This window comes from Bacteroides sp. OF03-11BH (assembly GCF_003604005.1).
GTDB lineage: Bacteria > Bacteroidota > Bacteroidia > Bacteroidales > Bacteroidaceae > Bacteroides > Bacteroides ovatus.
The window spans coordinates 1-14,691 of record NZ_QTMW01000032.1 but is presented as its reverse complement, the minus strand read 5'-3'; the positions used below and the strand labels follow the sequence as shown (position 1 = coordinate 14,691).

10 protein-coding genes and 1 tRNA gene are annotated in these 14,691 nt (G+C 40.5%); 5 read left to right on the top strand and 6 right to left on the bottom strand.

Features of this window, described 5'->3' with window-relative positions:
- Positions 1-87 precede the first annotated feature (87 nt).
- On the bottom strand, positions 88-1,050 hold the full coding sequence (locus tag DXA54_RS19495) for a M48 family metallopeptidase (protein WP_120080461.1): 963 nt from the start codon (positions 1,048-1,050) through the stop codon (positions 88-90).
- 45 nt (positions 1,051-1,095) lie between these two features.
- Positions 1,096-1,656: a LemA family protein gene (locus tag DXA54_RS19490; protein WP_120080459.1), complete on the bottom strand. Its 561-nt coding sequence runs from the start codon at positions 1,654-1,656 to the stop codon at positions 1,096-1,098.
- 240 nt (positions 1,657-1,896) lie between these two features.
- On the opposite strand from DXA54_RS19490, the gene DXA54_RS19485 reads away from it, so the two are divergent.
- Positions 1,897-2,400: an RNA polymerase sigma factor gene (locus DXA54_RS19485; RefSeq protein WP_008022098.1), complete on the top strand. Its 504-nt coding sequence runs from the start codon at positions 1,897-1,899 to the stop codon at positions 2,398-2,400.
- Positions 2,401-2,646: 246 nt separating this feature from the next.
- Here DXA54_RS19485 and mtgA read toward each other — a convergent pair whose 3' ends face one another.
- The 3 genes from mtgA to DXA54_RS19470 form a co-directional block, all read right to left on the bottom strand.
- Entirely contained in the window at positions 2,647-3,390 is a 744-nt protein-coding gene (gene mtgA / locus DXA54_RS19480) for a monofunctional biosynthetic peptidoglycan transglycosylase (protein WP_120080457.1), read from the bottom strand.
- Positions 3,368-4,084: an OmpA family protein gene (locus DXA54_RS19475; RefSeq protein WP_008017353.1), complete on the bottom strand. Its 717-nt coding sequence runs from the start codon at positions 4,082-4,084 to the stop codon at positions 3,368-3,370. Before DXA54_RS19475 ends, mtgA begins: the two co-directional genes overlap by 23 nt.
- 162 nt (positions 4,085-4,246) lie before the next feature.
- On the bottom strand, positions 4,247-5,599 hold the full coding sequence (locus DXA54_RS19470; RefSeq protein ID WP_049702952.1) for an MATE family efflux transporter: 1,353 nt from the start codon (positions 5,597-5,599) through the stop codon (positions 4,247-4,249).
- A 91-nt stretch (positions 5,600-5,690) separates the two neighbouring features.
- Here DXA54_RS19470 and DXA54_RS19465 point away from each other — a divergent pair, with 91 nt between their 5' ends.
- Positions 5,691-7,076, top strand: coding sequence for a GDSL-type esterase/lipase family protein (locus tag DXA54_RS19465; protein WP_120080455.1), 1,386 nt, complete (start codon positions 5,691-5,693; stop codon positions 7,074-7,076).
- A gap of 192 nt (positions 7,077-7,268) precedes the next feature.
- Complete coding sequence (locus DXA54_RS19460; protein ID WP_120080453.1) at positions 7,269-9,140, top strand: PAS domain-containing sensor histidine kinase; 1,872 nt, start codon at positions 7,269-7,271, stop codon at positions 9,138-9,140.
- Between the two features lie 72 nt (positions 9,141-9,212).
- On the opposite strand, the gene DXA54_RS19455 is transcribed toward DXA54_RS19460, so the two are convergent.
- Positions 9,213-9,285: transfer RNA gene (locus tag DXA54_RS19455), tRNA-Lys, on the bottom strand.
- Positions 9,286-9,406: 121 nt separating this feature from the next.
- Here DXA54_RS19455 and ettA point away from each other — a divergent pair.
- Entirely contained in the window at positions 9,407-11,098 is a 1,692-nt protein-coding gene (ettA, locus tag DXA54_RS19450) for an energy-dependent translational throttle protein EttA (protein WP_004311592.1), read from the top strand.
- A 216-nt stretch (positions 11,099-11,314) separates the two neighbouring features.
- Positions 11,315-14,479 carry a TonB-dependent receptor domain-containing protein gene (locus tag DXA54_RS19445; protein WP_120080451.1) on the top strand — a complete coding sequence of 1,055 codons (3,165 nt, stop codon included), beginning with the start codon at positions 11,315-11,317 and terminating at the stop codon, positions 14,477-14,479.
- Positions 14,480-14,691: the final 212 nt, after the last annotated feature.

Sequence of the window (14,691 nt, the reverse complement as noted above, 5' to 3'; positions counted from 1 at the left end):
AATCCCTGTTATTTATAAGTTTAGACCAATTAAGGGCATAATCAACTTTTGAATAAAAACGCTTGGGAAGAAAATTAGAACAGGCTTTTAGAACTGTTCCAGTATTTCAATTCGTTTTTCAATGGGAGGATGAGTGGCAAACAATCCGTTGATTCCGCTGAATATACTTCTCGATTTCTTTTTAGGATTCTGTATAAATAATTGCGCCACGTCTTTCCTTTCTACTGCCTCGATGGCAGGATCTGCCGATATTTTGCGGAGAGCGCTGGCCAGTGCCAACGGATTCTTCGTCATTTCTGCCGATCCCGCGTCTGCAATGTATTCGCGTTTGCGTGAAATGGCAAAACGCATCAGACTTGAGAAAAGATAACCGATGGCGGCTATCACTAAAGCGAGTAGAATGAAAAGAAAAATACCGCCACTACCTTTGCTGTTGCTGCGTACACGTATGTGCGTGATGGTATATAATGTGATTTCTGTCAGCATGGAGAAGATACCGACAAAGACGATGGATATTATCAGCAAGCGCACGTCACGGTTGCGGATATGACTTAGCTCATGCGCAATCACTGCTTCCAGTTCTTCATCATTCAGTTTTTTGATGATACCTTCCGAGAGGGTAACAGTGTATGTACGTTCATTGATGCCGCTTGCAAATGCATTCAGAGAACTGTCATAGATGATATTGATTTTCGGCATCTTCATGCCTTGCGACATGCATAGGTTTTCTACCAGGTTGTAAACGCGTTTATTCTCTATACGATCCAGCGGTTTGGAACCGGTGGCAGAATTGATAATGCTTGTGTTGGCCCAGTAGGCAATCAGAAACCAGATGATTACGATTCCCATGGTGTATGGCAATGAAGAGAGGAAGAAATGATTGACCATTGGCATTATTTCTATTTCCATACTCTTTCCGTATCCAAAAAGAACCAACAGGTAGCAGGATAAATAGAGGAGTGCTGCCACGAGACAGGGAAACAGGAACAGTAGAAACGCAGAGCGCAGATTATTCCGGCTCTGCTGTGTTTGGATTCCGACGTATTGCATGCGTGTTCAACTTTTGTAATTGAGTGGACGGTGTGAATAATGAGTTTAGAAACTTATTTTAGGTGCTTGATCCAGATTCGCACGTTCATTCTTCCCTAGGTCGAACATGATTTCTCTTTGGAATCCGGTCATTCCTGCTACTATATTCGATGGGAATGTCTGTACGGCGTTATTATATTCTTTAGTTGCCGAGTTGAAGTAACGGCGGACAGCAGCCAGTTTATTCTCTACATCAGCAATTTCTTCCTGTAATTGCAGGAAATTCTGATTAGCTTTCAAATCGGGATAAGCCTCGAGAGTGATTTTCAATCCTGCAAGAGCAGAGCTTAACTGGTTTTCGGCAGCTATCTTATCATCAATCGTTTTTGCGCTGACTGCACCGTTACGTGCCTGAATCACCCGGTCGAGCGTTTCCTTTTCGTGTGCGGCATATCCTTTCACGGTGTCTACCAGTTGGGGAATGAGATCATGGCGTTGTTTCAACTGTACATCGATGTCGGCGAACGCATTTTCACGATTGTTTCTCAATTTCACTAATGAGTTGTACATGGAAGCAAAGAAGATGCCCAGCAATACAATAATCCCTACAATAATAAGTATGGTCATAGCTTTTTGTTTTATTTAATAATATAAAATCAAAAGTAATCTATTTGGTTCTTTTAACCAAGTAGTAGGGGGTAAATTTCGCTAATACCACCTAAAAACTGTCAGAAAGCACCCAAAATCTGTCAATTGATAGAATTTCACCCTAAAAAATAACGGATCCTACCCTGCTTGATAAGCAAAATACCTTTAAACTTGCAAACATCGAGAAAAACGAAATATTAACCATAAAACCATTAAAGTATGAAAAGTTTAAGTTTCAGAAAAGATTTAATTGGAGTACAGGAAGAGTTGCTTCGTTTTGCTTATAAATTGACGGCCAACCGTGAAGAAGCAAATGACTTATTGCAGGAAACATCTTTAAAAGCATTAGATAATGAAGAAAAATATGTTCCGGACACAAATTTCAAAGGATGGATGTACACTATTATGCGTAACATCTTTATAAATAACTACCGTAAAGTAGTACGCGATCAAACTTTTGTTGACACAACCGATAATTATTATCACTTAAATCTGCCACAAGATTCAGGATTTGAAAGTACGGAAGGTGCTTACGACCTGAAAGAAATGCACCGCATCGTCAACGGACTCCCCCGGGAGTATAAGATTCCTTTCTCTATGCACGTATCTGGTTTTAAATACCGCGAAATCGCAGAGAAACTAGGATTACCATTAGGCACAGTGAAGAGCCGCATATTCTTCACACGTCAACGTTTACAACAGGAATTGAAAGATTTTGTATAAATGAGGATAACGCATACAAACAAGTTTATTAGCAGAAGGAGCAAAAAGATAGATTCTCATTGCTCCTTCCTTTTTTATAACCTATTTTATTTACGATTAGATGATTTACGATGTACGATTGAAGTTTGAATTGTGAATGAGGGAATACTCATGCAAAGATAAGTACTTATGATTCCAATAGTTATTTCAATCGTACATTGTAAATCGTCTAATCGTAAATTAAACTAGGTTATAAATTCTTTCTTGTTATTTGCTTTTCTTTTTTTTGCTTTTTTTCTTTTCAACGGCCTTCTCTTCCGGTGGGAATTTAGGAACTAGATTCATTAGCCGTAATATCTGACTTTGTCGTTTTAGTATGTATGACGAAGGTTTCGCCGAGTTAAATCGTATCGGGTTGGGGAGGGTGGCGGCGATGAGTGCACATTGTCCCCGGGTCAGTTTGTCGGCTGTTGTTCCGAACTTATTTTTTGCGGTTGCTTGTGCGCCGTAGATGCCATTTCCCATTTCTATAGAGTTGAGATAGACTTCCATGATTCGCTCTTTCGACCAGAAGAGTTCGATGAGAAACGTAAAGTAGACTTCGAGCCCTTTGCGTACCCACGAAGATTGCGGCCATAAGAACACATTCTTGGCTGTCTGCTGACTGATGGTGCTTGCTCCCCGTTTCCGTTTGCGTGTTTCGTTTTCTTTCATCGCTTTCTTGATTTCTACGAGGTCGAACCCGTTGTGTTCGGCAAAACGGTTGTCTTCGGAGGCTATGACCGCCATCGGCAGGTTGGGAGATATCTTATCAAAAGAAACCCACGTGTGCTTCCACGTGGGTTTATCTCCTGAAAAAACTTGCTGAACGCTTCGGATAACCATCAATGGAGTTACATAAACCGGCATGAAACGATAAATAATCACTGCCAGTAGTGTTGATGTAAAGAAGAAAATCAGCAGGTTGCGCGTATAGCGCAGTAATTTTTTAATGAGTAGCTGCTTGTGCATCTCTAATCATTTGTTCACTTGCGTACATGTATACTTCTACACGACGGTTTTGTTCGCGACCGGCAGCAGTGTCATTGCTTGCAACGGGATCGCTTTCACCCATTCCTTGTACACTCTTGATTTGATTGGTGGAAACACCACAACTCAACAAGTAACTGGACACGCTTTGCGCACGTTCTTGTGATAAGTTCAGGTTCTTTTGCTGGCTTTGTGCAGCAGTACTGTTTTTCCAGCCCTGGTTGTCGGTATATCCGTAGATAGACACGTCCATATCCCGGTTCTGGTTGAGCACATTGTTGGCAAACTTGCTTAAAGCAGATTTAGCAGCAGCACTTAGATTTGCATTACCGGTAGTGAAAAGAATACCCGAGTCGAATGTTACTTTCACGGCTTGCAATCCGTTGTTGTCTGTTATCTGTTCTACTTGTGCGCCTTCAATTTGTTTTGCTTCTGCTGCTGCTTTGTCCATCTTTTTACCGATAAGAGCACCTGTACCTGCACCTACTGCCGTACCAATAGCAGCACCGATAGCAGCACCTTTACCTTTACCGATAACACCTCCCAGGATCGCACCTAGTGCAGCGCCCGAACCACCACCGATAGCAGCACCTTTACCAGTGTTGTTCATACTTCCACAGCTACCAAATATCATGGCAATACTCATGAAGAGAACCATAAATTTCATCTTGTTCATAATGTTGATGTTTTTTAATTGGTTTATAAAAAATGTTTTTATACGAATCACTTCGCATTATTAATAACAATGCAAAGATACATATTATTTGGCAAGCGTGTACTTTTTAAGTTAAAATAACTCGGATGAGCCCCTTTGTTTGTTAATAAAGGGAAATGATAATTATCCTTTTATCGTTGAAGGAACACTCAAACACTTCTTTTTAATAATAATGAACCAACTCAAAAGAATTAACCCTTTGGCAACCGTGGTGATGCAGACTGCCCACCAGATTCCTTCCACTCCCATGCCCATCCGTACAAACAGGATGGCAAGCGGAATACGCATATAGTTGCAACTGATGCTGATAATGGCAGGAGGGATGGTGCGTCCGATGCCGTAGAATACTCCCTGCATGGTGATTTCGAGCATCATAAAAAGTTGCGAATATCCGTCGATACGGAGGAACACACCTCCGGCTTCGTAGGCCGCCTGTTCGGGGACGAATATGGCAAAAACTTCATTCCCGAAGAAAACGAATAGTAATGTGCAGAATGTTCCGAAGATTCCCGTCATCCATAAAGTCGTATACCAGGCTCTAAGTACCCGTTCCACTCGTCCGGCGGCGTAGTTTTGGGCGATGAAGGCACTTAGTGCGGTGGAAAATCCCTGTGAGGTATTCCAGGTGATTGCTTCAATTTGCCCTCCGGTAGTAAAAGTCATCAGTCCGATGTGTCCTCCCTGTTCCGAGGCGGTGCGGCAAAGGAACATATTGACGAAAGCAAATAGCGTATTCAAAGTAGCTACGGGCAATCCCAGTTTAAAGATTCTCCGTGTATATTTTTTCTTTAGCCGCGTGAAGAAAGGGAAACCGCCAAGCAGGGCATCCCGGCAACGCAACTGATAGACGAAAATCAGGAAAACACTTGCTTCCGCAATCCAGGTAGCGTATGCCGCACCATTGGTTCCCAGCCCGAAACCGAAAATGAAGAGTGGGTCCAGAATGATGTTCAGTATCAATCCTGTGCCGCTGATAAAGAACGGGACTTTACTGCGCCCTGCCGCATTATAAATTCCGGTGAAAGCAGCGGAAAGGAAAATAAAAGGCAATCCGGTAGAAACAATCCGCAGATATTGGATGGCATTGGCCGTAATATGATCCTCGAGTTCATAGATGCGTATGATAGGTTCTGCAAATATAAAAAGGAGTGTGCCCCAACAGATGGAAATAATCAAAGCAATCGTGATGTTATGAGACGCGAAACTGCGGGCATCTTCCTGGCTTTGCGCACCGATGGATTGTCCGACACTCACTTCAGATCCCACCTTATTTAATAAGGAGATAGAACCGGACATCCAGGTCAGGATTCCGACAGAACCGATGGCGGCTACGGCTTCACTTCCCAGTCGTCCTACCCACGCCATATCTGTGAGGCTATATGCCATTTGGATAAACGACGTTGCCATGATCGGCATTGCCAGATTAAACAGTTGACGGTTGATAGGGCCTTGTGTCAGATTCTTTATTCCTTGCATATAATTTTTCTAATCAAAATGGGGTGCAAAGATACGCAAAATTACTATCTTCGCGCATCTAATTATTCATTAATCAAAGTACATAGATACTATGAAACAGAAATTTTCTACTATTTTTATCTTGCTGCTTCTCTTTTTAGCAGGTTCACGAGTGGTAGCGCAAAATGCTCCGAAACCTTTTGATATTGAACAACCTTCACTTCGCGTATTCCTTCCTGCGCCGGAACTGGCAACGGGGCGTGCTGTGGTTGCGTGTCCGGGAGGTGGATATTCACATTTGGCATTCGAACACGAAGGCTGTGATTGGGCGCCCTATTTCAATAAACAAGGTATTGCATTGATTGTGCTAAAATACCGGATGCCGAACGGTGATCGTACATTACCCATTTCGGATGCTGAAGCAGCAATGAAATTGGTGCGTGACAGTGCTGATGTCTGGAATTTGAACCCGAATGACATTGGTATCATGGGCTCTTCTGCCGGTGGACATCTGGCTTCTACCATTGCCACTCATGCTAAGCCCGAACTTCGTCCGAATTTTCAGATTCTTTTTTATCCTGTGATTACGATGGATAAATCTTATACCCATAGGGGCTCTCACGACAACCTTTTGGGAAAAGATGCTTCTGCTGAATTGGAACTTGAATATTCTAATGAAAAGCAAGTGACGAAAGATACACCGCGTGCTTTTATCGTATATAGTGATGATGATAAAGTCGTTCCGCCTGCTAACGGAGTTAATTATTATTTGGCGCTGAACAAGAACAATGTTTCTTCAGTGCTTCATATTTACCCTTCCGGCGGACATGGATGGGGAATTCGCGAGGGTTTCCTCTATAAGAATGAAATGCTGGACGAACTGACGTCTTGGCTCCGTAGTTTCAAAGTACCTCATAAAGATGCTATCCGTGTAGCTTGCATTGGAAATAGTATTACGTATGGAGCACGTATCAAGAATCGTGATCGTGACAGTTATCCAGCCGTGTTGAGCCGTATGTTGGGAGAGGCTTATTGGGTAAAGAATTTCGGAGTCAGTGCCCGCACTCTGCTGAACAAGGGCGATCATCCTTATATGAATGAAAAAGCTTATCAGGATGCGCTGGCTTTCAATCCTAATATCGTTGTTATCAAGTTGGGTACGAATGACAGTAAATCATTCAACTGGAAATATAAGGCCGACTTCACGAAAGATCTGCAAACAATGGTCGATGCTTTCAAAGCGTTGCCAGCTCAACCGAAGATTTATCTTTGTTATCCTTCTAAAGCCTATCAGACCGGTGATAATATCAACGATGATATCATCTCTAAACAAATCATTCCGATGATAAAGAAGGTTGCCAAGAAAAATAACTTGTCTGTCATCGATCTTCACGCAGCAATGGACGGAATGCCCCAATTGTTTCCGGATAAGATCCATCCGAATGAAGAAGGGGCTAAAGTGATGGCAAAAGCTGTTTATCAGTCCTTGAAAAAGTAAAATAAGGAACTTGACGATTGTAAAATTTCCGGTTGAAATAATCTCTTTTAGAGAAAGTTTTAACCGGAAATTTCTTAGTTTAATCACAAATAATCTTCTTATAATATGCTAAAAAAGTGTCTTTCTGAAAGTTAGATTTGTTACCAATCTGTATTTTTGCGCCCGAAAAATAATAAAATGATAAATAGCGTTATGAATAGACTACAAGATTTTACCTTTTTCTCGCAGTTGATGGCTAACGCTAATATGGGATGGTGGAAAGCCAATTTATCAACTGCGAATTATGAATGTTCTGACTTTATAGTAGAGTTATTAGGTCTGGATCAGACCGGAGTTATCAGTTTTGACGATTTCAATAAACGTATTCAGAAAGAGGAGCAACATTCTGCAACTTTTCATTCCTTTGGTGTGTATCAATGGCCGGAGGTGGTGTATTTGCTTGATACGGTGAAAGGATCTGTTTGGGTACGTAGCAAGGTATGCTTTCAAGAAACGGATGAAGACGGAAACGAAGTCATCTATGGTATATCCGAAGTGCAAGATGGTCCTGATATGGCATCTGCTTACCAAGCTTTGCAATACAGTGAGCGTCTTTTATCTAACATTTTCAAGTATTTGCCTATTGGTATCGAATTATACGATATGGATGGGGTATTGGTGGATCTGAACGATAAGGAATTAGAAATGTTTCATATAGAGAAGAAAGAAGATGTATTGGGTATCAATATTTTTGATAATCCTATTTTTCCGAAAGAAATGAAAGAACGGCTGAAGAAAAATGAAGATGCCGACTTTACTTTCCGTTATGACTTCTCGAAGGTTGGTTCGTATTATCAGAATACCCAGAAACAGGGCACAATTGATTTAGTGACTAAAGTGACTACATTATATGATAGCGAACACCAACCAATAAACTATCTATTGATTAATGCGGATAAGACAGAAACAACGGTAGCCTATAATAAGATTCAGGAGTTTGAGGAGTTCTTTGAACTGGTCGGTGATTATGCCAAGGTCGGTTATGCCCACTTCAATATTTTGAGTGGACACGGCTATGCCCAAAAAAGTTGGTACAGAAATGTGGGTGAAGCGTATGAAACTCCGTTGTCCGACATCTTTGGCACATACCGGCATTTCCACCCCGATGACCGTGCCTTGTTGATTCGTTTTCTGGACGACGCACGAAATGGACTTACCACCCAACTTAGCAAAGAGATGCGTGTCCTTAGGGAGGATGGCACATACACATGGACGCATGTCAATCTGTTAGTGAAGAAATATGCCCCGCAAGACCGGATTATCGAAATTATCAGCATCAATTATGATATCACAGAACTGAAAAGGACAGAAGAAATGCTTGTCAAGGCACGTGATAAAGCTGAAGCGTCCGATCGGTTAAAGTCTGCTTTCCTGGCTAATATGAGTCACGAAATCCGTACTCCTTTAAATGCTATTGTCGGCTTTTCAAGCCTGTTGACTAGTACGGAAAATGCAGCGGAAAAGGAACTATATAATTCTCTGATTGGACATAACAACAAACTATTATTAAATCTGATTAATGATGTAATTGATCTTTCTAAAATAGAATCCGGTTATCTGGAATTGCGTCCGGACTGGGTTAATCTTACCGAGCTTCTTGACGAGAGTGTAGCGGAGTATGCTCATCAAGTACCATCCGGCGTTGAACTTCTGACTAACTATCCGGCACATGATTCTCTGGTAGAACTGGATAGACTGCGTATCAAACAGATCTTGAGTAATTTCCTTTCGAATGCCTTAAAGAACACTGCCACCGGACACGTGGAAATCTTCTATGAGGTAGATCACCAATCTGTCAGAATCGGTGTTAAAGATACCGGTCGGGGCATCCCGCAGAATATGCTTGAAAAGATATTCGAAAGGTTTGAGAAATTGGATTCCTTTGCTCAAGGGGCCGGTTTGGGCTTACCTATCTGCAAATTGATCGTCGAGAAGATGAACGGGCGGATATTAGTCGATTCCCAACTGGGGATAGGTACTACTTTTATAATCGAATTACCGTGTCGCTCTATGCTTGTAGAATAAGTATATGTGAAGAATATTAAAAGAAAATCCCTTGATAACGACTGATTATCAAGGGATTAATTTTATGTTTTGTGATCCGCCTGGGGCTCGAACCCAGGACCCCAACATTAAAAGTGTTGTGCTCTACCTGCTGAGCTAGCGAATCAGTCCTTCAGTGCTTTCTTTCGAATGCGGGTGCAAAGGTAGAACATTTTTTTATAACTCCAAAAGAATTCAAACATTTTTCTTATCTTTGTGCCATTATCAACAATATATAATCATACATTATGGCTGCTGACGATAAAAAAATTATCTTCTCAATGGTAGGAGTGAGCAAAGCTTTCACTCCTAATAAGAATGTGCTGAAAGACATTTACCTGTCGTTTTTCTATGGAGCGAAAATCGGTATTATCGGTTTGAACGGTTCTGGTAAATCAACGTTATTGAAGATCATCGCCGGTTTGGAGAAATCCTTTCAGGGAGAAGTCGTGTTTTCTCCGGGATATTCCGTGGGGTATTTGGCACAGGAACCTTATTTAGACAACACAAAGACAGTAAAAGAAGTAGTGATGGAAGGTGTGCAACCCATTGTTGACGCACTGACAGAATACGAAGAAATCAATCAGAAATTCGGTTTGCCGGAGTATTATGAGGATCAGGATAAGATGGATGCTCTTTTTGCTCGCCAGGGTGAATTGCAAGATATCATTGATGCAACTGATGCATGGAATCTGGATAGCAAGTTGGAGCGTGCAATGGATGCTCTCCGTTGTCCGCCTGAAGATCAGCCGGTAGAAAATCTCTCCGGAGGTGAACGTCGCCGGGTAGCTCTTTGCCGTTTGTTGCTGCAGAAACCGGATGTGCTTTTGCTGGACGAACCTACCAACCACTTGGATGCAGAGTCTATTGACTGGTTGGAACAACATCTACAACAATATGAAGGTACGGTTATTGCTGTGACGCACGACCGTTACTTCCTCGATCACGTTGCCGGATGGATTCTTGAACTGGATCGTGGTGAAGGTATCCCTTGGAAAGGTAACTACTCTTCCTGGTTGGAACAGAAGACCAAACGTATGGAAATGGAAGAAAAGACCGCCAGTAAACGTCGTAAAACACTGGAACGTGAGTTGGAATGGGTACGCATGGCTCCGAAAGCCCGTCAGGCGAAAGGTAAGGCACGTCTTAACTCTTATGACAAATTGCTGAATGAGGACGTGAAGGAGAAAGAAGAGAAACTTGAAATCTTTATTCCGAATGGTCCCCGTCTGGGTAATAAGGTCATTGAAGCCAAACATGTGGCTAAAGCATACGGTGATAAATTGCTGTTTGACGATTTGAACTTTATGCTTCCTCCTAATGGTATTGTCGGTGTGATTGGCCCTAATGGTGCGGGAAAGACGACATTGTTCCGCCTGATTATGGGATTGGAAACAGTGGATAAAGGAGAATTTGAAGTAGGAGAGACTGTAAAGGTGGCGTATGTAGACCAGCAGCACAGAGATATTGATCCGAATAAGAGTGTATATCAGGTAATTTCCGGTGGTAATGAGTTGATCCGTATGGGGGGACGTGATGTGAATGCGCGTGCATACCTTTCCCGTTTCAATTTCTCTGGAGGCGATCAGGAAAAACTCTGCGGCGTACTGTCCGGTGGTGAAAGAAACCGTTTACACTTGGCGATGGCTTTGAAAGAAGAAGGTAATGTACTGTTGCTCGATGAGCCTACCAATGATATCGACGTAAACACACTACGTGCTTTGGAAGAAGGTTTGGAAGATTTCGCCGGCTGTGCAGTAGTTATCTCGCACGACCGTTGGTTCCTCGACCGTATCTGTACACATATCCTTGCTTTTGAAGGAGACTCCAATGTATTCTACTTCGAAGGTTCTTATTCAGAATATGAAGAAAATAAAATGAAACGTTTGGGAAATGAAGAACCAAAACGTGTTCGTTATAGAAAGTTAATGACTGACTAGTATAAAGTAATAGATTGAAGCATTTCTAATGCTTTCTGTTTCAAAATAAAAGGCTCTGCAAATATTGTGGAGCCTTTATCATTTTATAACAGGGGAAAACGTTTATCTCTCTTAAAAAAATGTAGTATAATCGTAATGTAGTTCTAAATATTATTAATTATATTTGTGCACAGTTTTTAAAAGCAAACAATTTATATTAACTAATCAACTACATTTATGTTAAAGAGAATGCGATCTTTTTTAGTGCTAGTAATGTTATTGCTTATTGCTAGTGTAAATGCACAAGTTACGACCTCTAGTATAGCAGGTAAAGTAACAGCGCAAAACGAGCCAATAATAGGAGCAACCGTAATGGCGGTACATGAAGCTTCTGGTACCCGTTATGGTGCCATAACAAATATTGATGGTCGGTTTACAATGCAGGGAATGCGTGCCGGTGGTCCTTATAAAGTAGAAGTCTCCTATGTCGGTTATAAGACTGCAATATTCAATAAAATATCTCTTCAATTAGGAGAAACCTATCAACTGGATGTTGAGTTGAAAGAATCGTCAGAACTTTTAGATGAAGTTGTTGTTACAGGACAGAAAGGTGTTACTGCTAGCCGTACGGGAGCTGCTACAAGTTTTTCTTTGAAGAATATAGAATCAGTTCCAACGATGAGTCGTAGTTTGAATGATATCACTCGCCTGACTCCTCAAGCCACAGTAAACTCTAATGGTGCGATTTCATTTGCTGGTGCTAATAATCGTTATAATAGTTTTCAAATTGATGGAGCAATGAATAATGACGTGTTTGGACTTACTTCAAATGGAACTAACGGTGGTCAAGCAAGTGTTGAACCTGTTTCATTAGAAACTATTGAACAGATTCAAATAAATATTGCACCATTTGACGTTCGTCAGTCAGGATTTACAGGGGGTGGAATTAATGCAATCACTAAATCTGGTACAAATAAGTTTCATGGTTCGGCATATTTCTTTGGAAATACACAAGCATTAATTGGAACTACTGCAGGAAAAATGGAAGAGGGGCAGAAGCGCACTAAATTGGATAAACAACATGATTATCAATGGGGTGTTACGATTGGTGGACCTATTATTAAAGATAAACTGTTCTTTTTTGCTAATTATGAAAAAACGGATAAATCTTATCCTACTGCATATAATGTTGGAGACGGCTCTAATTTTACAGTTGAAGAAACCAAACGTGTGCTAGACATTCTGAAGAGTAAGACAGATGGTAAGTATAATGCTAATTTCGATCCAAAAGATATTTATACTCGTTCGGACAAAGTAGGAGCAAAAGTAGACTGGAACATAAATGATCGTAATAAGTTTACGGCTCGCTATAGTTTTGTAGGTGCACAACGTTACAATTTCTCTCGTTCAGCTTCCAAGCTTAATGCTTCCGACGTTGCTTTTGTCTTTTCTAACAAGACTCATTCACTTACTGCAGAATTAAATTCTCGTATTGGTGATAATATGAATAATGAAGCTCGTATTTCATATGTACGTGTACGAGATAATCGCGAACCTCAAGGTGATATATTCCCAGCTATCACAGTAAGAAAAGGGGCTTCTTCTATGCTTTTGGGAACAGAATATTCTTCATGCGCGAATCGTTTGGATCAGGACATATTTACATTATCGGATAACTTTTCTGTGTTATTGGGTAACCACTCATTAATATTTGGTACTCATAATGAGTTGTATCAATTTGAAAATCTATTCATTCAGAATCTCTATGGTGCATATACTTTTAATAGTATTGATGACCTTGAAAATGGAGTCGTTAACAACTATTATTATGGACGTTCAAAGGTAGATGTGACAGGAAGAGATGACTGGGCTCCAAGCTTTGGTGCTATGCAGTTAGGACTTTATGCACAGGATACATGGAATGCTACTGATCGTTTTACATTGACCTATGGTATTCGTATGGATATTCCCATATTCTTAGATACCCCTACAAAGAATGATGACTTTAATAATACAGACATGGCAAAGAAATATGGTGTTTATACTAATCGTAAATTGAGTAGTACACCTTTGTGGTCTCCGCGTTTGGGCTTCCGCTGGAAGTTGACAGATGATGGCAAAGCTTTGTTACGAGGAGGTCTTGGGGTTTTCACAGGACGTATTCCATTTGTATGGTTGAGTAATAGTTTTTCGAATACAGGTATTGAATTTGAGAAATATTCTTTGAATAGTAAAGCTATTGGGGATTTAGGTGATGCTTTCTATTTTAATGTAGATCCTAAAGGGCAAGCAGCTATGTTACAAAATGCTACAGCATCAACTACTGAAGTCGATGTTTTCTCTAAAGATTTTAAATTTGCCCAAAATCTTCGTGCAAATTTAGCTTTTGAATATACTCTCCCTGGAGATGTAAGAATGACATTGGAAGGTCTTTATTCAAAAACACTGAATGATATATACTATCGTAATTTAAATTATGAAATGGATGGTGATGCAACTGTGGGTTCTACTTACTCATCGCTTTCCTTCGATAACAGACCCATGTTTAAGAAACAAAACAGTGGATATACCGATATAATGTTATTGGATAATACGAGCAAGGGGTATACATATAATGTATCTTTAAAGCTTGAGAAATCATTCAATTTTGGTTTGGACGTAATGGCGGCTTATACTTACGGAGAGAGTAAATCAATAAACTCTGCATCTTCTTCTGTAGCTTATTCAAATTGGAGATATAATGAAATAAAGGGTAATCCTAATGCTCCAGAATTATCTGTATCTGATTATAGTATTCCTCATCGTATTGTGGCTTCTCTTTCTTATGGCAAAGAATATGCAAAACATTTTAAGTCAACGGTTAGTTTGGTGTACACGGGACAATCAGGTGCTCCGTATAATGTTACTTATTATGGTGATTTGAATGGTGATGGTAGTAATGGAAACGACCTGATTTTTATTCCTACAGACGAGCAGATTGATGCGATGCAATTTACAGCATCGGGAGGTTTGGAGCCTGAGCAACAGAAGGCTGATCTGAAAGCTTTCTTAGGTAATGCAAAGTATCTGAAAGATCATCGTGGTGAATATTATGAAAGAAACTCTGACCGTATGTCTTTTGAGCATCATTTTGATTTTCGTTTCTTACAAGACTTTAGGTTTAAAGTGGGTAAGGATATGCATACATTACAATTCTCTGTTGATATAATGAATGTTGGTAACTTATTGAATAGAAAGTGGGGGTTAGAAAGTTATATGTCTAATAATTCATATACTCCTATTACAGCTGCAAGAAATGGAGCGTTTCAATATACACAAGGTGCCGATTATGATCCATTTAAAGAAATCTCAAACATCAGTTCTCGTTGGAGATGTCAGCTTGGCTTGAGATATATATTCTAAAAAGAGGCAATAAAAAGGAACAATAAAAGAAAAGCCGGATAGAGAGATACTCTGTTCGGCTTTTCTTTTACAACTTTACCCTCATCACCACCGGATTATGATCGCTATAATTAAGATCCGGCGAGAAGTAATCCGTGCTATTCAGTTCCGGTGAATGGAGAATATAGGTAAGTATTCGGCCAACTACAGGTATTAAACCTTTATATACAACA